Origin of the sequence: Actinoallomurus sp. NPDC050550 (genome assembly GCF_040655075.1) — a bacterium.
Taxonomy (GTDB): Bacteria; Actinomycetota; Actinomycetes; order Streptosporangiales; family Streptosporangiaceae; genus Actinoallomurus.
In genome coordinates this window covers 58449-80565 of record NZ_JBFAJC010000033.1, presented here as the reverse complement: position 1 = coordinate 80565, position 22117 = coordinate 58449, and the positions used below count along the sequence as shown (strand labels likewise).

Sequence of the window (22117 nt, the reverse complement as noted above, 5' to 3'; positions counted from 1 at the left end):
CTTTTTGACCACCTTCGTCCAACGCTTCAGGGCACGAGTACCCGACTATGACGCGGCTTACCAGGAAAACTTCCAGGGCATCCAGGGGCCGGTCGACCTTCTCCAGGTCGACGTTTCCCGGGAAGGGACCGGCGCAACGCTAACCGACCTTATCCTCACCGGCCTGGTCGCCGACCACCCAAGAAGGGTAAGCATTCTCGAAATTGTCAAAATGACGCGAGTTCCGATCGACAGAAATATCGCCTTCAATCAGTGGGTAATGGAGCTCCGATCGGACGAATGGCGCCGCGTTAATGCACGGACAGCGAGGCGGCGCCACGATATTATCGCTGCATGGGCTCGGGCCGCCAACGAGTCAGCCTATCGGAAGCGTAATCGGTCTCCGCAGGAGGCAATGGCCGTCGAGAACGCGCGATCGTTTACGAGGGGGGCGATGGCACCCGAAGGTTCATTGGCCAACGCCATCCAAACAATCCTCCACGAGGCCCACTCTGCCCGGTATCCAAACGGCTGGCAGATGATCGGTTTTGAGGACATCGCGACTATCGTGCCCCGTCTGGTACACATAGACTCCAGCGGATCTCCTGAACCTTCGGTGGCCGATTCACTCAAGCGCATCTATCAAGAATTGTTTGCAGCCGGGTATCAGCCCCAAACACCGATCATGCAGACCGCTGTCTTCGTGGTTCAGGCCTTGGAGAGCCGCGCTCCGCAGGCATTGCATGGGCCGTCATCAGCGTCCGGCTACGGCAGCAATAACCCGTACATCAACAAGGTCGTTGTTCCCGAATCCACAGAAAGACTGAACATACGGATTCTTGATGAGGCAATCAGGGATCGCCAAGACGAGATCAGCAGCCTGGAAGACCAGATCGCGGCGCTGACCACCGACCCCGAGTCTGATGTGGCCGCTGCAGAAGACCTTCTCCAGCGACACCGCGATACCCTGCAGCGTCTCCTCCAAACCCGCCGCACCTGGGACAACAACGCCTCAAACCCGACCCGAACCGATACCGCCACCCTCTCGGAAACACCGGCACTCCACGACGAACTCCAAAACGCCGATCCCACCACAGCGGACGAGGTACCGGTCAACGCCTCCACCGTGGATCCGGGTGGGCGCGTTGAGCCGCCGGATTCGGACCTCTCAGCGTTGTATCCCCTGATCGGCGGGTCTGAGGATGTGCCGCTTCATGCTGCCCCTCACGCGCCGCCGGCCGATCGAGGCAGCAGTTACACATCCACGCATCAGATGGTGCCGGGGGCGCGCGTCTTGCGAATCGTTCAGTCGTTGCGAAGCGCGCGCGACGTGGATGGCGCCGCTCAAGAGCTGACGAACGCGCACGCCGCCAGTGTGAGCCAGCTGCTGTCCGGCGGGAGCAGGGACGGGCGCAGGGATAGGGACAGGCTGGGCCAGTTCTGGAACGATGACGCCGTTCAGCTAGCGCATGACATCGAGCTGGTACGGGACGTCTTTTCACGCGTCAGCTGGTGGGCGCTGACGGAGTCGCAGGCGGCATCCCTGGTACTCGCGGAAATGCGGGGCCGTGAAGTGCAGGAGGGCGAACGCGCTGTTGCGGCTCACCGGCTTTTGACCGCGAATTGGTCATGGCTTAATCTGTACGGCCTGCAGTCGGGGCCGGCTCTGGATCGTTTTTTGAATCGTGTTCATGACCATCTGGTCAACGAATGGCCGGTGGTCACCAATCTGCGGCTGGACACACAGGTCGGGCGGGATGTGACGCTGCTTGACGAACTGACCTCTGGGCCGGACGCACGGTTCAAGAACTTCTGGCAGACGGGTAGTTCGGGCGGCCAGGCCAGCGCCGCGTTCCGTGGTTCCCGCGAGGAGAATTTCGGTTACGCGGCGACGTTGCGTCGTACCCGCGGTACCTTCCAGAATCCGATTCCGGATGCGGTGCGCGATCGCTTCGACGTCACGTCCGAGCGCGGGGGCGAGCTGCCGTTGTACGCGTCTTTGATCTCGCCATATCGCGAGCGGGGGCTCAGCGACTACGGTGACGCGGCGTTCTTTTGGAAGCCGTGGGTTCGGGGCCGGACCACCGTTACGCCGCAGGACAGCCTGAGCAGCGGGATCGAGGGTGCGCGAGGGGTGACCGCACTGCGGTACGCCTTCTCCCTGCTGGCCTACGGCCAAGAGGACGTCGTCCGGCTGGCACTCGCGGAGGCGAGCGGGTTCTCACAAGATCCCTATCTGTACGGCGCGGTGGGCGATGGCTCCATCGCCGTGGGAGACACGGTCCGAGGTTACTTCGAGGCGCAGGTTCACGGCGGCCTCGCCTGGGCTGACGTCGACTACATCGTGCTGAACGGTGATCATGCTCGCGCTGGCGATAATGCCGCCCGGCTTCAGCGGTTCGCCCAGGCCAACGGCTTCGACTTCACGGTGTCGATCCACAACAGGACACCGCCGCCGAATCCCTACCCCGTGGCGACGTCCGAGGATCCGTACTCCGTGGCGCCGTCCGCAGAGCCGTACTCCGTGGCGATGTCCGAGCCGTACTCCGTGGCGATGTCCGAGCCGTACTCCGTGGCGACGTCCGAGGATCCGTACTCCGTGGTGCGCGGCTGGGAGGAACAACCACCGCACGCCGCCCCGTACGCGCCCGCACCCGCAGTCGCCGGTGAACCGTCGAGTCGGCCGGTGACCGGCGGTCCGCTGGACCTGGTCGTGCGGCTCGGCGAGGAGTCCGTCGGGTCCTATGAGTGGTGGGGCGATCCGCGTCTCGACCCGGCCGATGGGTTCGCGATGGCCGAGACGAACCTGTCCGGGCGGCCGGGTGACTTCGCGCGCTGGATCCGGGGGACCGGCCCGGAGCCGACGTCGACGGGTTCGATGAACTCCGAGCAGGCGGTTCTGTTCACCGCCTACCGGGCCGGTGTGGTGAAGCGGGAGTGGCTGGTCCGTGTCCACGACGCGGCCGCGCACGCCGCCTTCGCCGCCTTCGAGGCTGCGCGAGCCTCCGGGCACGATCAGGCCGACGCGTACGGACAGGCGCATCAGGCCTACACCGAACGGATTCTGGTCCTGTCGAGTTCGGGCCGGCCCACCGAGCACCGCCTCGGCCCGGACCTGAGGCTCGTGCCGCTGATTCCCCGTGGTCACTGGGTCTCGATCGACGACGCTCGCCATGTCGCCCTCGCGCTCGGTACGCGCGACGATGATGGTCGCCAGCAGGTGCTGAGCCACTCACGCCCCTCGGCGGCCGAACTCCCGGCACAGTCGACGCCCGGGCACCTGCGGGTGACGACGATCGAGGAGCTGCTGGAGGAGTTCGGCACCGACTCGGCGGTCACGTCGGTGGCGCCCGCCTGGGCCGTACCGAAAGCCACCAGCGGAGTCTCCGAGCCGGGCGCGCAGGCCGTCAAGCCGGCGCCGTTCGCGACCTGGCAGGATCTGCGGCGCCACGCGCCGGTGACCACGGTGGCGACGGAGCGCGCGTTCGACGCGGGCCCGGACTTCCTGAAAGACACCGCTCCGAAGGGCGACGATCCGAGGATCGGGCGTCAGGTGCTCGTCCGGGAGCATGTGCAGCGGATCCAGGCCCCGAACGGCCAGTGGGTCCGCTACCACGTCCCGGTCATCCCGGTGAAGCCGGAGGGCGGCGTCGGTGCCGAGGATGTCGCGGCCCTTCAGGACGAGCTGAACCGCGAGCTCACCCACTACGTCAACGAGCGCTACTACGCCCTGCCGAAGTCGAAGGACCAGTTGCACGTCGACCTGAGACTGGTCGTCGCCCCCGCACACGGGGAGGCCGTCGAAGTGGTACCGGGCGTGACAGCGCGTACGGCCGCCCGGCTATGGGGTCGGCGCGACGATATTCTCCTCCTGCTGCACGAGGTGTTGCACCCCCTCGGACTGTCCGATGAGTATCTCGACGAACTGTCGGTGTTCCGGCGGTCGGCGAAGTTGACCGTCGTCGGAAGTGACGGGATCCGGCGGGAGGAGCCGCGTTCGGCGGTCAAGACCGACGGGCTCATGGCAGAAGGGCCGTTCCACCCCTCCCAGCCGATTCCTGCGCGTCATCTGAAGACCATCGAGGACGTCGTCGACAGCGTCGGCGTGCTGCACGGCCACTCCCTGGATGATGCCTATGGGGCGGAGAAGACCGCGGCCGCACGGTCGGGTGCGACGCAGCCTCCCGCCGCTCCAGCCCACTCCGTCCCGACGACCGCTGAAGCCCATCCCGCTCCGCCGGTGCCGACCGCGGTAGAGACGACCGCGGTGGAATCCGCCGGGGTGAAGGCGGCTGTGGTGGAGATGGGTGAGGGGGTGAGCCTGTCCGAGCTGCGGCAAAAGATCAAAGCCGTTGTGACCTGGGCGAGGCAGGAGACCAACCTGCCATCCGATGAGCAGCAAGCGTGTTTGATGCTGATCCGCCGGCTCGCCAAAGAACTGTTCCCCGCCCCAGACGGCGCCCGCGGCACCCGCTCGGCCGGCACGGTCGATGACACACTGACCACCTCCGACGCGGTGAGCCTGCGGCACCTGGACCTGCCCGCCTCAGACTGGGCACCGGCAGCCCCATGGCAAACCCTGATCGGCACCCTGACCCCAACTCCACACCACACCCCCACCACCGATCACACCCCCACCGCCGCCGACCGTGCCTTCGCCGTGTTCGTGATAGCGAACCGTCCCGGAACCGACGGCCACGCGTGGGCCTGGATCTCCACCGCCGACCACGGCGTGCAAACCTTCGACCCCCACATCCCCAGCGAATTCCCGCGACTCGACACCGCCGACTTGGTACAAGCAGCACTCACCGGCCAGGCCGACACGCAAACCGATGCGTGGGTGGATGAGTGGCTGCGTCCAGCAAATCCCGAAGACACCAAAGACGTGGACCGCTGGTCCCCCACCGACGCCCGCACCCTCACCCTGAACACACTCGGCCACGCGATCAAACCAGACCACACCATCCCCACCCCACAATCAGAATCGTATTATCGGTCCATCACCGACCCGACCGAACCCAACATCGCCGGCCGCCCCCGACGCACGCACGAAGAGAAGCTGGACGATATCCGTGTCATGGTGCGCAACGCGGGCTGGGACGGCGTCTGGATCAGCGACGTCAAACGCAAATACAGCAAACAGAAGTACGACAGTGAGCCTTTTACTCACCCAGAATACTTGGGACTGAACTACACCATTGTGGGGAGTCGTTGGTATCACAAAGACTACGCCCCCACACCGGAACAGCAGGCGCAAACGCAGGCGGAACAGCAGACGCAAAAGGAGGCGGAAAAGCACGAGAATGGGCTTGCCAAGGTCCGTGACCTGGTGGACAACGCAGCGGACGGCGTCTCGATCACCAACGCCACAAAGAAATACGACCATAATAATTACAACAGCGCGCCTTTTAGGAACCCGGACCACTTGGGACCGAACTACACCATCGTCGAGGACCGCTGGTATCACAAAGACTACGCCCCCACACCGGAACGGCAGGCGCAAAGGGAGGCGGAAGAGCACGAGAGGCGGCTTGCCAAGGTCCGTGACCTGGTGCGCAAAACAGCGGACGGCGTCGCGATCAGCTACGCCGCAAGGGAATACAACGATGAGAAATACAACAGTGCGCCTTTTAGGAACCCGGGACACTTGGGGCCGGGATACACCATCAACGGAAAACGTTGGGTTTACACCGGACGACAAGCAGAACAAATCGCCATGGCGGCGTTGCTCTCGAATGAAGTCACCAAAAACGATTATCTCCGCGACGTCTCCGGCCGCGGCATCGATAGAGACGTCGCCGAGCTGGCGTGGAACCACGCCCAAGAAGAGTTCAACAGCGCCCAGGAAGTCGTCGCCGATCTGGTATTGAACCCCGACCTAGAATCCGCCGGAACGACCGCCGAGATCGGTTATGACCAACACCCCGCCGACGTCCCGACCCACGACATCAATGCAGACATCGCCGAGCAGCCATGGGACCCCTACCTAGAACAGTCGGCCGGAACGACATCCGGGATCGACCAATACCCCGGCGTCGAAACAGCCATGGGGAACGACTGGAATACCGGCACCGAATATTTCGGCGGGTCAGGGCCGATCCAGGAAACGCCCTGGACGTACCCGCCGCAGGGCTGGAACACGGGCGACCAAGAGTACCCCCCTGCAGAAGGGTACGAGTATGACCCGTCCATGTATGACCCGTCCATCAACACGGCCGTTGTTCCCGGAGTTGAGGCGCTGGTAGAGGCCCCTGCCGGCACGGTAAGTGATTTGAGTGTTGGCGGCGGTCAGGGCGGATTTGGTCTGGGTGGTGTGCCGGCGGAGGTCGGGTGGGGGCAGGCGCGGTGGGCGTATTCGTGGGGGTTGGAGGTTGTTCCGGGTGCTGCCTCGATGCATGACGCGGCGGCGTCGTTGGGTGCCGGCCCGGGGTCGTTGTATGCGGCGGTGCTGGGGGCCTTCGGCGGTTCGCCCGCGGTCGGGGTCGGGGGCCGGGTGTTCGATGATCCGGTCGAGTTGCGTGCTTCGCTGGGTCAGTGGATACAGGCGGAAGCCACGCCTCTGCAGCGGTGGCCTCAGGTGAGGCAGGCCTATACCCAGGCGATCAAGGACGAGCTGCGCGGTGCCTCGCCGACGGCGATCGATGCGTATGTCGAGGCGAGGATCGCCAGTGGTGAGGTGTGGGAGCAGGTCCTGGCCAGTGTCACCGGGGTGGCGCATTGGTCGGAGCTGGAAGACCTCATCGCTCCGGTGTTCATCAGTGAGTTCCTCGGAAGGAACCTGTTGGTGCTGGGGCGCAATGGGCGGATGAGCGTTCACGGGGTGGGGCCGGCGCTGGTGATGGCGCGCGGCTCGGGCTCGGGTGGGGCACCGCGGTGGGTGGGCCTGTCGGCGGCGGTCGAGGGGCCGGTGCTGGAGGGGCTGTCGCCGGCGCACGTGGTGTGGGCGGCCGACGCGGGGATGGCCTTTGCCGGGCCGCGAGGGGGCGGCGATCTTTTCGATGCGCTGGTGGCCGCCGGTCGGGCCGGCATGGTGGAGGCGCTGCCGGATGATCCGCGAACGTTGCGGCGGGTCCTGGAGCGCAAGATGCGTGCCGACGTCGCGCTGGCCGGCTCGCCGGATTGGGAGTCGATCTCGGCGGAGTACGTACGGGCGGCGGTACGGGCTGCCGGTGTGTCGGCCGGTGAGTCGGCTCGGCGGCGGCTGGAGGACGGCCGGGCTTGGCAGGAGATCATCGCTGCTGTTCGCGGAACCGGTGATGGTGGGGTGTTGACCGGTGCGCTGCCGGCGGTGCTGGCGCAGCGTTACCTGCCGGTGAGCGTGCGTACGGTGGAGGCCGACGGGCAGGAGCGTGTCTACGGTGAGGGACCGGATGTCACCGTGGCCCGGCTCGGTGGAGCCGATGCGGGCCGGTCCGGTGATGTGTGGGTGGGGTTGGCGCCGGTCGGGCCGGCGCGGGCGCTGGGGGCCGGTACGCGCCCGGCTGAGGTCGCCGGTGGGTGGAGCACGTCGCCGGCCCCGGCCGGCACCGTGGCCGATGTTGGTGAACCGGTCCTGCCGGTTGGGCCGGTGGGCCGGGCGCCGGCCGGGTTGAGCCCGGCACAGCGAGAATGGGCGCTGGTCAACCGCCCGCGGTTCGTGGAGGTCACGGCCGGCGGCGTTGATGGCATGCTCGAGGCGATGGTGCAGGCCACCGGCGGTGGTTTCACCGCCGGTAAGGTGTTCGTCGCCGATGCCGGGCAGCTGCGCCGGCTGGTGGTCGAACAGATCGATCACATCATCGGCACCGATCTGGGTTTGTCGCTGGTGGTGTACACGATCTATGCCGATCTTTGGCAACACCAGCGGGTCGGTCCGGCCGGGCAGCAGGACACCCAGGCGTTGAGCGAGGACGTCAACGCGCGGATCGATGACGGTCGGGCGCTGCGTGACATCGTTACCTCGATCGCCAAGCCGGCGTATTGGCCGGAGCTCGCCGTACGTCTTCTGCCCTACTTTGTGAACCGGATGTTCGGCCTGGCCGTGCGGGAGCTCGGCACCGACGGTGGCGTGGACCGGTACGGCGATGGCCGGCCGGTCTACATCGCACGAACCACGGCCGATGCCTCTGCCGGGGGGCCGGGATGGGTGGCGTTGCTGGACGCGGAGGGGCGGTTCGCGGGCGGGGCCCCGCTGGCGAGTCCGAACCGGTCCGATCCGGGGTTGGCCCGGCTGGGCCCGGCACTGGCCGCCGCCAAGAGGGCCGCCGGTGGAGCCGCCGGCGGGGGCGAGACCGTCATGACCTGGCTGCGTGGGCGGGCCGAAGGCTGGCGGGCGAACACATCGGCGTCGCGGCCGGACCTGGCCTCCAGCACACCCGACGAGCGGGATGTGGCGTGGTGGGACCCGGACCGGCTGGCCCTCAAGGTCGAGGAGCTGAACCGAATGACGCCCGGGCCGGGTGATCTGGCCCTCTCGGGCGCGGGCCCGGGAGCCGGTGACCGTGTGATCGCCGCCGGGGTGGGGCTCGGCGCCGCCCTGCGACTGCTCCAGGCGTTGTTCGACGAGCACGGCGGCGTCCATGCCCCCGCCATGGCGGCCGGAGCCGAACAGGGTGAGCCCCCCGCAGGGCCGACGAGGATCGGGGAGGGGATCGAGGCCGGCCAGTGGGTGACGACACCGTCGCTGAAGGAACTCCTCAAGGTGATCCCCGACCCGGGCGCGGTGCTGTTCTTCGACGATGCGCGGTCCTGGGTCGTGGTGCGGACCACCGACGGGCTGTGGCTGGTGGAGTTCGACCCCGCCGACCCCGCTGGGCCGGTCGGGCGGGTGATCGCCCCGAACTCGGAGATGGTCAGGACACTGGACCACCGAGGAGTGGGCCTGGTCATCGATGATCGCGGGGCCACGATCCCAGCCGCAGGACTGGACGAGCGGTCCCTGTTCAAACCGGCCACCGACTGGGACGGCGAATTCACCACCGAACCCGCTCCCGCCTCGGCCCTGGAAGGGATCAGCGCCGCCCAGCACGCCTGGACGCGTGAGCACCAGCTGCGGTTCGATGGGGCCTGGACGGGACCGTACGGGTTCTACAACGCGGCGATCAACGCAGCCGGCGGCCAGCTCACCGTCCGCCAGGCGCAAGTGTTCGGCCCTGCGCAACTACGCCGGATGGCGGGCGAACACCTGCCCCGCGCCACCGCGGGCTGGCCGAACGCCTTGATCAGGGCAGCGTTCAGGTACGAGACCCAGGCGCGCATCCTGGGCGAGTTCTTGGGCAACGACCTGTCCCAATACCACCCCCAGGCCGTGCACCAACAGATCAGCACCCACCTCACCGACGGCAACGCCGTCCATTACATCGAACAAGCGTTCAGCGAACCAGGTCATTGGGAACAGATCGTCGACGCGCTCTCCCCCGCGTTCCTCGCCGATCTGGCCGAGAGATACGTGCTGGTCCTGGGCACCGACAAACGGGTTCGCGGCTACGGGAACCCCGCCGCCCCACGACTGCTGCTGGCCCGCACCGACGCCACACCGGCCGGCTGGGCCACACTCACCCCCCTGACAACCGAACCCGCCGCGCAGCACACCGAACCGTTCACCCGCATCGAACCCGACATCCACGTCGGGCCCACCGACCTGGCACCGGCAAACGCACCCGCCGAGCTGAACGGCCCTCAACAACAGACCGCCGAGCAGAACGACCTGCGCATCCAGCCCACACCCGACGGCGACCTGTCCAGCGCCATACTGACCGCAGCCGGCGGCATCCTGCTCATCGACCGGGACACCTACCTCACCACCCCCACAGACCTACCCGAAACCCTCGCCGGACTTATCGATGAACGCCGCGACCTGCTGGACACCGCCCCCCTCGAGCAAATCAGCCAAACCATCGGCGAACCAGCCGGCATCGACCACATCATCGACGTTCTCAGCGACCCCACCGCCCACACCGAGCCCTACATCCGCCACCTGAGCGGTCGCTACTTCGGCTACGAACTCCGCGTCATCGAGCCCGACGGAACCATCACCACCCACGGGACCGGCCAGCCGATCACCATCGCCCCCACCACCGGCCCCACCGGAACCGTCCACTGGGCGGCCCTGACCCCCGCAGACTCGCCCACCACCGGCCACTCCCCCGCCACCGACCGATCACTCGCGACCGACCAGCCACCCATCACCGGATGGAACCCCGACCGCTACACACGCCAGCAGCCCGGAACACCCGCCCAAGCCGACGAACACTGGCGCTCCTCCAGCGTGTGCGCAACCGTCACGACCACCAATGAACAGGGCGAACAAGTACAGGTCCGAGCATGCGTCTCCGTCGCCGTCATCACCCTCGACCGGCCACACGCCGGCAGGCCCACTGCAACGGATCACGGCGGCCCCGTCTCACGCACCGGCACCGCCTAACCCGGCCCCCCAGCCCCTGCGTTCGATGGAGACATCGAAGACCCAGAAGGCGGTCAAGCGGAAGCGGTCATCGCCGATCACGACGGCCGGCCGCGCCCCGACCACGCCTTGCCCGGCGTTCCGCCGGAGCGTCCGTCCACGATCGGCGGTGAGATCCCGGCAACCGCGAACATCTGAGGGTCAAGGCGAGTCATACTCGGGCAAGGCCGGTCGTATCCGGGCGGAAACGGATACGACCGGAGATGAACCCGAACACGGCGGGGCTCGTATGCCTTACTGAGGTCGTCCCTCGCCGCGACCGAAAGTGTCACCGGGAGGTAGCTCGTGACTCGCTGGGGAAGGGCGTCCGCCAGCCGGCAACGGCGGGGCGCCCTGAACGGGGACGTCTCGTCGGGGAAGACCCGCGGTACCCGCCGCGCCAAGGGGCGCTCCGCGGTCGTGGTCGACCACTACGACAACCTGATCCTGCTGCGCTCCTCCCCCAGCACGCCGCCGCACCCGGATGGCGTCGCCGAGCTCGCCCGCTTCCTCCGCGGCGACGAGGACGGGCGGAGCGTGTTCACGATCGTGGTCGGCGCGGAGGGCGCGGACGCCGGACTTTGGAGACGCTTCGCCGCCGTCCTGGACTCCCTTCGCGACCGAGGTATCACCGTCATCCGCCTCGCGCTGTCCGGTGCGGGCGCGGACCACCCGGGCCGGCCTGCCCTGGCCCAGCGGATCGCCGACGCCTGGGGCATCGAAGTGATCGCGCCGGAGGCGAGCGTGCTCATCGTGCCCGGTGGTTCACTGTTCGCGCTCGGTGCCGAGGGCGCCGACGGGGGCTGGCGGTCCTTCAGGCCCGGCGCGGAGCCGACCCCCCTCGGCCTGCGCAGCCCGGCGCCGCGCTGGCAGCCCACGTTCACGCGGCTGCCCGGTCGTACCGCCGGCGGCTACGTGGTGGAGCAGGTGCCGGCGGGGATCTCCGTACGGTCGGCGAAGGCAGCGCGCACGAGCCGCGGTGACCTCTCATACGCCGTCCCGGTCGACAAGGCCCATCCCACCGTCATCGTCGACGTCTTGCAGCCCAGCGGCGAACCGCCCGTCCCCGCCGAAGACATCGCCGCGCTGCTGGCCGCCCTGCCGGACGCCACCCGCTCGGAGGTACGGCTCGCGCCGTGCGGCCCAGCGGACCTGCTGCCCGTCGGCCAGGACGCCGCCGAGATCCTGGGCGCCGAGGTGGAGGTGCTGACGGGCCTTCCCCTGCTCACCGGCGCGGACTCCGAACCCGAGGTACGGCCCGTCCTCATCGGCGCGGACTCCGAGCCGACCTGGGCGCCGTTCGTGGAGGCGGTCGCGTGCCGGCCCTACGCCGCGGACGGCAGCGCCCCCGCACCCCGCCTGGTCCGCTGGCGTTCTCCCCTGTCCGGCATCCGCCGTAGGGACTCGGCGGCCGTACCGCTCTCGGACCGGTGGCAGGTCTGCGTGACCAGGGCGGGACTCGCGGTCGTGCCGTGCGGCGATGAACCCCCCGTCGCCGGTCGGCCGGTCTCGGCCGAACAGCTCGCCGTCGAGGTGAACCTTCGCGGAGCGGCGGCCGACGAGACGCTCTTCACCAATCTCTCCCAGCTTCTGTCCGAGATCGGCACCGACGCGCGGGAGTTCGTCACCCTCCACCGGGTGCTGCCGCCGGGCGACAACGGCGAGGATGACTTCCGTATGCTGCGGCTGGCGATCGAACACGGCGTGTCACTGGCCGAACCGCCGCCTGCCGAGACGGCGTCACCACCCGCGACACCGAACGTGCGAACCGTCGCCGCTCCCCGCGCCCGCGCATCATCCGAACCCGCCGCCGCGCCGGCCGTACACCCCCCGGAGACGGCCGACGGGCTGCCCGCGTACGTCACTTCGCAGTTCACGGCCCTCACCCCCGGCATCCCGAGTCCGGCCCGACCGGCGAGTCGGGCACCGGTCGCGCCCGGTTCAGGTGATCTGGCTGGACCGACGTCCAGCGGTCCGTTCGGCCCGGGCGGCGGCACGGCCGGGTTCGGAGCCGATGGTCCGGCCGGGTCCGCCGCGCCTCCAGGGCGTGACTTCGCCGGCACCTCGGGCCCCAATTCCGCCCCCGAGCCGACCGGGACTCCGGGCGCCGGCCTGACGAACGAGCCGGCGTGGGAAACCCCACGCGGACCGGAGCGTTGGGGGAACCCGGGCAAGATCCCGCCGGCCCCGGTCACGCCGAGAGAACCGGCGGCTCCGGTCCCTCCGGCCCAGGACGCGGAGCGAGCACGCGACGCCAGGCCCTCGGCACCGTCCGTCGCCGCTCCCGGAGCTCCCGGAGCTCCCGGAGCTCCCGACGAGACCATGCCTCCTGCCGCGCCCAGGACTTCGGAGAGTCTCACGAGTCCCTGGGAATCCGGGAGTGCGACAAGACCCACGTCGGCCGAACCGTCCGCGCCGCGCGCGTCGGCGAACCGGCCGGCGTCGACCAGGCCGCCCGCGTCACCGACCTCGTCCACGTCGCCGGGTCCGGCCGTGCCGGGTGCGGCGTCGACCGCCGACGAACGGCCGGGGCCCGTATCCGCCGCGCCCGGGGAGAGGCCCCGATCCGTGACCAAGTCGGTCCGCCGGAGCACGGAGGCGGAGCGGGCCGAGTTCCGTACCCTCGCCAAGCCGGTCTGGGAAAGGCACAGCGCCGCCGTCAACCGGGCGATGACACGGATGCCGGCGTTGCGTGGGCCGCAGGTGGACGCCGCGCGGACCGATCTCGTCGCGGTGCATCTCTACCTCTCCGGTGGCCTGGACGAGCTCGGCCCGCGCGACGCCGCCGACGGTGTCCCCGACGGGTACATCGCCTGCCTGGGTTCGGGGCTGAGCCGGCTTCCCTCGTACCGGGGTGTCGCCGTGCGCGGTGGACTGTCCGATGGGGACCTGACGCGCTTCGTGCCGGGAGGCATCGTGCGCGAACCCAGGCCGGTCAGCGCGCTGCCCATCGGGGCAGCCGACGGACTCCCCACCGCGGCGGGCGGGTACGTCATCTGGTCCTCGACCGGCCGGCGGGTGCGCCCGCTGCTCGGCGCCGCGCCCGGCGCGGCCTCCGACGAGGTGGTGTTCCCGCCCGGCGCCGTGTTCCGCGTGCTGGACGTACGGTCCGCAGGTCAGGCGCCGACCGTCCTGCTGGTCGAGGTGGTCGGCGGGGCGTCGGCGGAGGATCGGCCGGGAGGTCTGAGCGGCGCCGACCGCGCCGCGCTCGACCGGCTCGACGAGGCCCTGCGCCGGCATGCGTCGCAGGCCGACGGCGGTACGGCGGCGCGACGCGCCAACTGGCCGCCGCGTTGCGAGGTACCTCTCGGCGTGCGGGCAGGGACGGCATGACACCAGGGCCGCGCGCAGTGAACCACAGGCGCCACGCGCGCCCTGATTCGGACACCAAAGGAGAATGATCTTGTCTGCTCAGTCAGGGCCCGGCGAACGCGGGGAGTCGCTCGGCGTCCGCCGGGCGGTCGCTCTGCCGGAGACGGACGTCGAGTCGGCGGGGGATCTGGCGCCGGCCGACTCCGAGGCAAAGAGTGCCGAGCCCGCCGTCAAAAGCCAGGAGGCCGCAGGCGCCGAGCAGACCGCCGAGGCAAAGGAGCCACCGCTCGAGTCCGCAGCACAGGCCAAGGGCGGCCAGAAGGCGACCGACATCGCCGTGGCGACACCCGGAGCCGACCGTGACGGAGACGAAGACGGGACGCCGCCGGACCGGCCGAAGAAGCCGGTGCTGGCGGCGGTGGCGATCGGCGGTGCGGTGGTGCTGGCGATCCCGATCCTGTTGATCGGCACCGGTTCGCACCACCACAAGAAGCGCCCGACCGTCGCGGCGGCCGACAGGGTGCTGCCCGGTGACGCCCAGCCGTCGGCGGGCACGTTCACCTCGGCCTCACCGACGGCCTCACCGACGGCCAGCCCGTCGCCCTCCCTGTCCGCCGCGCCGAAGAATACGCCCAAGGTGGGCAAGACGGGCGTGGATGCGAAGACGGCCCCCGGGAGCACGAAGAAGTCCGCGTGGTCGGGCGTCTCCAACGTGCTGCTGAAGAATGCCGGAAGCGGGCTGTGCGCCGACATCACGGGCTACGGGCCGGGGGCGGTCAACGACGCGGTCATGCAGTATTACTGCACCCCCGGCGACGCCGACAACCAGGTCTGGTCGCTCGGCGTGATGAGCGATATGAAAGGACCCGGCGGCGCCGCCCTCTTCCTGATTCGCAACACCAAGGACAGCCTCTGCATGGACCTGCCCTACTACGGCGCTGTGTCGGCGGGTGCCAAGGTGAGCGAGTACAACTGCCGGCCCGAGGGCGACAATCAGCTGTGGTATTTGAGCCACACGCACGGACAGATGTACCGCATCCGCAACTACGCGAGCCACGGGCTGTGCCTCGGGCCGACCGACCGCTCCCATGACCACGCCAAGTGGCTTGAGGTTCACACGTGCGGGAGCGGCGACGAGTGGTCGTGGTCCAGCGGCGAGTGACCCGTACGACGCCGTCTGATCAGCTCACCCGGGGCCGGAGTCGTCGGATATGTCGGCCGGGTCGCACGGATGGCCGATCCGCTGCTGGAGGTGGCCGAGCCGGCGGGGCCGGTCAAGCCTGACGGGTCTGGTCAAGCCGGCGGCGCGCCTCGCGCGCCGCGTGCTCGGCCTCGGCCCGTACGCCGGGGTCGTCGGCCAGCGCAGACGCGTGGTCGAACCAGTGCGCCGCCTCGGCGTGCTGGTCGTCCTCGGCGCAGCGGTTCCCCGCGCGCATCGCCGCCTCGACCAGCTCCTCGCTCGGCACGAGCGGCCCGGCGGCCATCAGGTGCCGGGCGATCTGGGCCGGATGGCGGTGGCGCAGCTCGCCGAGCGCGCGCGCCGTCGCCGCGTGCAGCATCTGACGGCGTGCGGGAGTGAGATCGTGCAGCACCATCTCACGGGCGAGATCGGGCATCAGGTACCGGCCCTGTCCGCCGGACGGGTTCTCCTCCCAGTTGAGCACCCGGGCGATAACGGCCGCGTCGATGAGCGACAGCAGCTCCTCGCGCGTGATGGCCCGGACCTGAACCAGGAGCCCGGGGTCGAGTTCGCCGCCGATCGTCGCCATCGACTCCAGCATTCTCAGCACGCGTTCGTCCAGCAGGTCCAGCCGCGCGCGGAGTACCCGGATGACGGACTCGGGGAGCTGCGCGCCGGATCCGGTGCGCTTGTCGCCGGGCAGCTCCAGGATCTCGGTGATGAGGAACGGGTTGCCCTCGCCGCGCCGGTGCAGCGCCTCAGCCTCACGCCGGCTCAGCTCACCGTCCGGAAGACCTGGGGCGAACGGGATGGAGTGCCGCATCATCAGCTCGTGGACGTCCTCGACGGTGAGCGGGTTGAGCGGCAGAAAGGTCGCGCGGCTCTGCCGTACGAGCAGGGCCAGCAGCTCGCGCAGGCCGACGTCGTCGGTGTCCTGTGTCGTGCAGACCACGACCAGGGGCACGTCGCGCATCAGCGTGGCGTACATGCCGAGCAGGCGACGGAACCCGTGGTCGGCGCGGTGCAGGTCCTCGATCAGACAGATCGTGGGCTGGCGGGCCAGCCGTTCGGCCAGCTTCCGCGCGATGGCGTCGGGCTCACCCTCCATGCGGATCTGCGGGTCCAGCGCGGACAGGAGCTGCGCGAGCGGATGGAACCGGTCGTCGCCCTCCTCCGAGGGCACGTCGCTGCCGCAGCGGACCCACACGACCCGGAACGTCGCGTCCGCTGCCCGGGACGCGAACTCCTCGGCGAGCCGGGTCTTGCCGATGCCCGCCTCCCCGGACAGCACGACCCAGCGGGTGTTGCCCTCGGCCGCGTCGTCCAGGAGCTCGTCGTAGCGGGCCAACTCCTGTGTACGGCCGACGAGCAGGCGCGTCGCGCCCGACGGCCGCGCCGCCAAAGCGGCGGGCTCGCCGGGGGAGGCGGGGGACGCGGGGGAGCCGACGGGCGCCAGAGCGGGCAGGTCCTGGCGGAGAATCGCCAGGTGGACGCTGCTCAGCTCGGGCGAGGGCACGGTGCCGAGTTCTTCGGCGAGCAGGGTGCGGATGGTCTCGTATCGCCGCAGCGCCTCTGCGGGCCGGCCCGCCAGGTAGAGGGCGCGCATCAGCAGCGCCCAGGCGGCCTCGCGCAGCGGCGAGCGCGTGGTGAGTTCCTCGGCCATCAAGGCCGCCTTGTCGTGTTCGCCCTGCTCGAGGAGGATGGCGGCGTTCAGCTCGCCGCCGGCCATCCGGATCTCGTCCAGCCGGGAGATCTCGCGCGCGGCGAAAGCGTAGTTGGCGGCGTCGGCGAGCGCGACCCCGCGCCACAGGCTCAGGCCGCTCTCGACCTCGCGGCGGGCCTCGGAGAGCCGTCCGCGGGCCAGCAATTCGCGGGCGCGGTTGACCGCCTCCTCGAAGCGGGTCGAGTCGCGAGTGTCGGACGGCGCGTTGAGCGTGTAGCCGGTCGGCCCGCTGACCAGTAGGGTGCCCTGTCCGCGCCGCGAACGCTCCGGCTCCAGCACGGCGCGCAGGCGGCTGATATGGGAGTGGATGGAGGACACGGCCCCGGAAGGCGGACTCCCCTCCCACAGGTCGTCACACAGGCGGTCCGCCGACACCGTGTGACCGCCCTCGATCAACAGGCGGGTGAGCAGCACCCGGCGCTTGGGCGGGCCCAGGTCGAGCCGGACGTCACGGGACCATGCCTCCAGCGGGCCCAGTAGCCCGAACCTGACGTGGTCGCTCAATGGCTCGCCTTCAACGGTGTGCGCGCGATGAGGTCGCGGGCCTCACGTGCGCCGACAGTGAAAGAGAGGGTCGGCCCCTTCCGACTGGTCGATGGGTGGTGCGAGGCATGTCAGTGCACGTCAAGAATCACCCTATAAGGTAAATATCGCCGCCGGCGGTCTTGCCCTTGACGGAATGGAGTAGCGAGAGCCATGTTAGCTCGCCGGATATGTACGTGTTGGTCGGTGGTCCCTGCCGTGGAGGCATCCGGTCCGGTGTAAGGTTGGGATGGCTCAAGCCGTAACGGGGTGGCTCCTGTAACGCGGGGTAGTCACCAACGAGGCGCAGGCGCGCCACGAAAATGCTGGCGTGAATCGCAATACCGTCGGCAAGGCTTACGCGACTCTCCGCAGCATGAATCTCATGCGTACGCAGGGCGCCGCCGGGACAATAGTCGCTACACCGGTCCGGCCGACACGCTCATTCCCCGCGACAATGGTCATGGCTTCGAATCCCTCCGAATTCGATGGATGATCTTCGCGGTCTCTCATCTACCTATCAAGATCATTTCCGCAGAGATACCCCGATCGCGACGTGCGCCGGGACGACGGCGACATTGACACACGCCTTCACACCGTTCTCATCGGGCACGCTGTAGCTGCTGTCCTGCCACGCGACGCTGTCCTGAAGTTCGCCGCCGTCGGTCGAGGTGTCGTGGTCCAGTTCAAATTCGCGCTCCTCTTCCTCTTCTTCGACGAGCAGGGAGAACAGGTCCGGCAGCGACTCCTCCAGGCCTCCGACGAGCTGGTACCCGCCCCCGGGCTTCTCCTCCAGGGGGAGCATCCCGTACAGGCCGCCGGGCGCGCGCAGCCGCAGGGAGCCGTAGCGGCCGGTCAGGATGAGGTCGACGGAGAACCGGTAATGCCGGTACCTGCGGGTGGCCTCCTTGTTGGTCTCGTCGGTCCCGCCCAGCTCGCCGGACATCTCCTCGGCGAGCTCACGGGCGTACTCGGCGCCGCCGACCCCCTGCTCCCTGGCCGCGCCCGCCTCGCCGCCGGCCTCGGCGCCGAAGGAGAGGTGCCACCTGCCGGAGTCCTCGAAGGTGTCCTTGTCCGCCTCCGACTCCTGCGTGTAGTTCCGGCCCTTGAAGTTCGCCCCGTCCACCGGGCCGATGACCACCGCCCCGACGATCTCCACGCCGACGGTCGTCTTCCGGCTGCCGACCGGTACCTCGTAGGTGTTTCGGAGCAGGTCCTTGATCTCCGGCCGGATGGTGTTCTGCGAGGTGAAGTGGAGGTACCGCAGCCCCTCCGGGGTGGTGAAGTCCAGGCCCGGGACGTGCCAGGCGCGCGGGGCGTTCAGATCCTCCGGCCGCCCGAACGGCGAGGAGGGCACCCCGGCCCACCGCTCCACCGCGTCCGCGAAGGGCACCCCCCACGGGTGGAGGTTCTCGATGAGCGTCGCGACCGCCTTCGGGTCGCGTCCGGCCCAGAGCCGGCGGGCGTCCCAGGCCGGGTTCTCCCCGAGCACGGGTTCGGACGGCGCGGCGGGCGCGTCCAGGAACGCGATGTGGTCGGGGACGAGCAACCGGACGCGGCCGGACACGCCGTTCCGGCCGGGCTCGATCACGTGGTGCTCGAGGAAGATCCCGTGGGCGTACCAGAGGTCTCCGAGACTCGGGGCGTGCATGAGGCGCCCGAGGCCGACGGCGGTGAGCTTTGCGCCGCGTGCCGCCAGGTTGACGATCTCCGGGAGCTCGCCGCTCAATCCGATCTCGATCCGGAACGCCAGCCGGTGCCTGAACTCCTGCGACCCCTCCCGCGTGCCGGCGCGATAGATCTCCAGCGTCCGGTCGGTCTTCTCCGCGCCATGAGCGGAGGAGCGTTCGAACCCGCCGCCGCCCTCGATCCCGCCGTGGGGGCCGTCGTGCCCCTCCCTGGCGAGGCGGGCCCGGACGTCGAACCCGCCGCCGTACTCGAAGCCCGAGGTCCTGGCATCCGTGGCCTTGCGCTGCGCCTCGTCCCGCAGGGTCAGCTTCACGTCGGGCCGGGGCAGCTGTTCGTCGGCGGCGGCGGTGCGGGCGGTAACCCGGACGTACACGTAACGGACGGTGCCGAAGGGCCGCGCCAGCGGGATCCAGCGGACCACGCCCGAGCCGGTGAGCGCGCCGTACTGGTTGCGCAGCGCGTCGGAGGAGTACGCAGCCTCCAGCTCCCGCGTCAGCAGGTTCGGCCGGTCCCCGTGGCCCGGCAGCGCGCGCAGCACGTCCTGCTCGCGCAGCCAGGCCTCGATCCGGGGCAGGACGTCCTCGGCGTCCATGGTCTCCGGGTACGACATCCCCGGCAGCAGGGCGGGCGGCACGTGCCGCGTCGGCGGCTGCGGAACCGGCGGTACCGCGTCCGGCGCGGTCAGCCCGAGGTCGAAGATCCGTCGCTCCGGGATGACGACGTCGAGCGCGTCCGGCGCGCGCAGGTAGAGCGTCCGCCAGGTGACCTCGTCGCCGCTCCAGCGGATGAGGGTCACCTCGAACACCGGGTCCATCCGGAAGGTGTGCGTCCGCCCGCCGTACGTCGCGCGGGTGATCTCGACCGGGCCCCGCTCCTTGCCGCTCTCGCGCTCCCACTCCCAGCGCGCGTGGGCATGCCCGGCGGCCTGGATCCGCCCGCCCGGATCGCCGCCGTGACCGCTCCCCGGCGCGGGGCCGGCCCCGCCGCCGTCCTCCGGGCTCGCCGAGTGGGACTCCGCGTCGCTGCCCAGGCGGAACTGCGGCCCCACCGAGGCCGTCGGGCCCGCCTCCAGCTTGTGCCTGGTCTCGTCCTTGTACGTGGCGCTGCCCTGGGCGTACTGCTCGATCTCGGTGTCGTCGCTCGAGTACAGATGACGCGGCCGGTACCCGCGCATCCGGATGCGCAGTGCCTGCTTCCAGCCGTCCTCGCCGGACGGCAGGCCGACGTACCGCCCGGTCCGGCTCGTCAGGGCCGCGAAGTGCGAGGCGAGCTGGTTCGGACGCGTCGAAATCTTGATCTCGCCCGGCCACGCGTCCGGGTCCGCCAGCCAGCTCTTCGGAAGGTCGTTCGACCGCGCGTACATGCCCGCGATCATCCGCGGCAGCTCCGGCAGCACGAAGAACGCCGGGTACAGGCCGGAGACCCCGCGGGTGAGGGGGGCGTGGGCGCCCTTCGGCCACAGCATCAGCTCATCGAAGGTCCCCAGCACCCCCGTGATCTCCTCCGGTGTCGGCGGGATCACCGGACGGTGCTCCCGTGGCAGGACGACCCGGCCGGTGACGTCCCCCTTCCGGTCGATCCACCAGACGTCGAGCCGCCCATCCGGCGAGCGCACCGACAAGGTGTAGATCACGTTGTAGGTGTGCTCGTCGACCTGGCCGGTCGTCTCGGTGCGGCGGTAGGACTTGACGCCGCCGGTGAGCTGTCGCTTGGGCGTGTAGGAGTAGCCGGCCTCCACACCGAACGCGCCGAGCACGAGACGCAGCCACTTGAACGCCGTCACCCGCGCGCCGAACCCGGCCGCGAACTTGATGCCCAGCTCGGTCGAGCGGTGCCCGTTCGAGGACGCGGCGGCCAGCGCCCGCAGGTTGACCGTCATGGAGTAGGGCGTCTGCTCGCGCGGCAGCCGCTCCATCAGGTGCGCGCGAGCGGACAGCCGGAAGTCGCGGCCGCCGACCCGCACGATGTGTTCGATGCCGGTCATCGTGGTGGACAGGTCCGCTTCCAGCGCCGGCCGGCTGAACCACGTGGCCATCTGGAGGTCCGCCGCCGACCAGTCCACCTGCGCCCCCTTCGCCAGCGCGTTGTGCCGCTGCTCCACGACGGCCCGGAGCTGCTCGTGCACCAGCTCGGCGCCGGGAAGGGTCGCGGCGGTGCCGAAGCCGATGCCCCGGCGGCTCGCGAGCGCCAGCGGCTCGTGGTGCCGCGGATCCACCGGCATCACGTCGTCCAGACGCCGCGGGCGGCGGTGCGCCTCCTTCGGCACGACCCCGCCCGGCTCGCGGAGCAGCGTCCGCACCCGGCGCTGCGCGAGCTCGCCGCCCGTAAGACCGGAGCCGGTCAGCCGGCGCTCGAAGTCGGCCGCCTCGGGTTTGGGCACCCCCACCTCGGACTCGACCACTTTGGAGACCATCGGGATTTTGTGCGTGGTCGAGCGGATGTCCACGTTGAAACGCAGCCCGGATCGGTACCGTGCCTGCATCGACTTCCGGTTGAGAACGACGTGCCCGAGCGCCTCCTCGGTCATTCCGTTGCCCGCGGCGCGCGAGAACTCGAAGGTGAGCCTCGGCCCCTGCACCATGCCCGTGCCGATGCCGTCGTCGTGTGCGGGGTCGGTGAGCCCGACCGTGGCGAGGCCGAAGCCCATGGAGGCCCCGCTGTCGTTGTCCCGCCCCGACTTGTCCACCAGGGCGCTGCCGGTGTCCCCGCGTACGGTCACCTCGCTGTCACCGAAGTACTGCAGCGTCTCGATGTTCGCGCTGATCAGGAAGTAGCCCTCGAAGGAGCTGGTGAGGCTCACCGGCACCTTCACCCGCTTCGTCGGGAAGGGGCTGGTGAGCAGCAGCCGGCTGCGGTTGCGCGCCGACTTCTCGGTCAATTCCTCACCCACCTCCTTCATCACGGTCAGCACGGACTTGGCCGGCAGTCCGTGCTCCCGGAGCCGCCGTTGCAGCTCGGCCACCACCGGGATCAGGTCGGCGGCGTTGAGCGTCTCCGCCGACTGCGATGGCCGCCGTCCCGTACGCATCTGGCCGACCGTCTCCTCCGTCGCCTCGGGCCGTGGCGCGTCCGGTCCGGTGAAGTCCTTCGGCAGGGCGACGTCGAACCGCGTCGGGAGCACGGCGTCGTTCGGGCGTTCCTGCCCGTCCACGAACACCCGTACCGCTAGGCCGGCGCGGAAGCCGGTGGTCTTGGCCACGAAGAGCTTGCGCCCCGCGATGACCTGGAGCTCCCACTCCTCCGAGCGCTTGTCCGCCGAGCTCATGCCGAACGCCGGCAGGCCGGGCACCAT

Annotated in this window: 5 protein-coding genes (1 of these 5 running past the window's edge); 3 read left to right on the top strand and 2 right to left on the bottom strand. The window is 69.6% G+C overall.

Going from position 1 to position 22117, the window contains the following annotated elements:
- The first annotated feature begins 4 nt into the window (after window positions 1–4).
- From AB0I04_RS35245 to AB0I04_RS35235, 3 genes are all read left to right on the top strand, one after another.
- Window positions 5–10381 (top strand): hypothetical protein, encoded by a 10377-nt coding sequence (locus AB0I04_RS35245; RefSeq protein WP_360894585.1) that lies wholly within the window; start codon window positions 5–7, stop codon window positions 10379–10381.
- A gap of 324 nt (window positions 10382–10705) precedes the next feature.
- Window positions 10706–13732: a hypothetical protein gene (locus AB0I04_RS35240; protein ID WP_360894582.1), complete on the top strand. Its 3027-nt coding sequence runs from the start codon at window positions 10706–10708 to the stop codon at window positions 13730–13732.
- Window positions 13733–13802: 70 nt separating this feature from the next.
- Window positions 13803–14873 carry an RICIN domain-containing protein gene (locus AB0I04_RS35235; RefSeq protein WP_360894580.1) on the top strand — a complete coding sequence of 357 codons (1071 nt, stop codon included), beginning with the start codon at window positions 13803–13805 and terminating at the stop codon, window positions 14871–14873.
- 112 nt (window positions 14874–14985) lie between these two features.
- Here the strand turns inward: AB0I04_RS35235 and AB0I04_RS35230 are convergent, their stop codons facing one another.
- Together AB0I04_RS35230 and AB0I04_RS35225 are read right to left on the bottom strand one after the other, a co-directional pair.
- Window positions 14986–17118 (bottom strand): BTAD domain-containing putative transcriptional regulator, encoded by a 2133-nt coding sequence (locus AB0I04_RS35230; protein WP_360894577.1) that lies wholly within the window; start codon window positions 17116–17118, stop codon window positions 14986–14988.
- 544 nt (window positions 17119–17662) lie between these two features.
- Window positions 17663–22117: the 3' end of a protein-glutamine glutaminase family protein gene (locus AB0I04_RS35225; RefSeq protein ID WP_360894575.1), read on the bottom strand. It continues 44040 nt past the right edge of the window; 4455 of the gene's 48495 nt are visible here — the last part of the coding sequence; its start codon lies beyond the right edge, outside the window; it ends in the stop codon at window positions 17663–17665.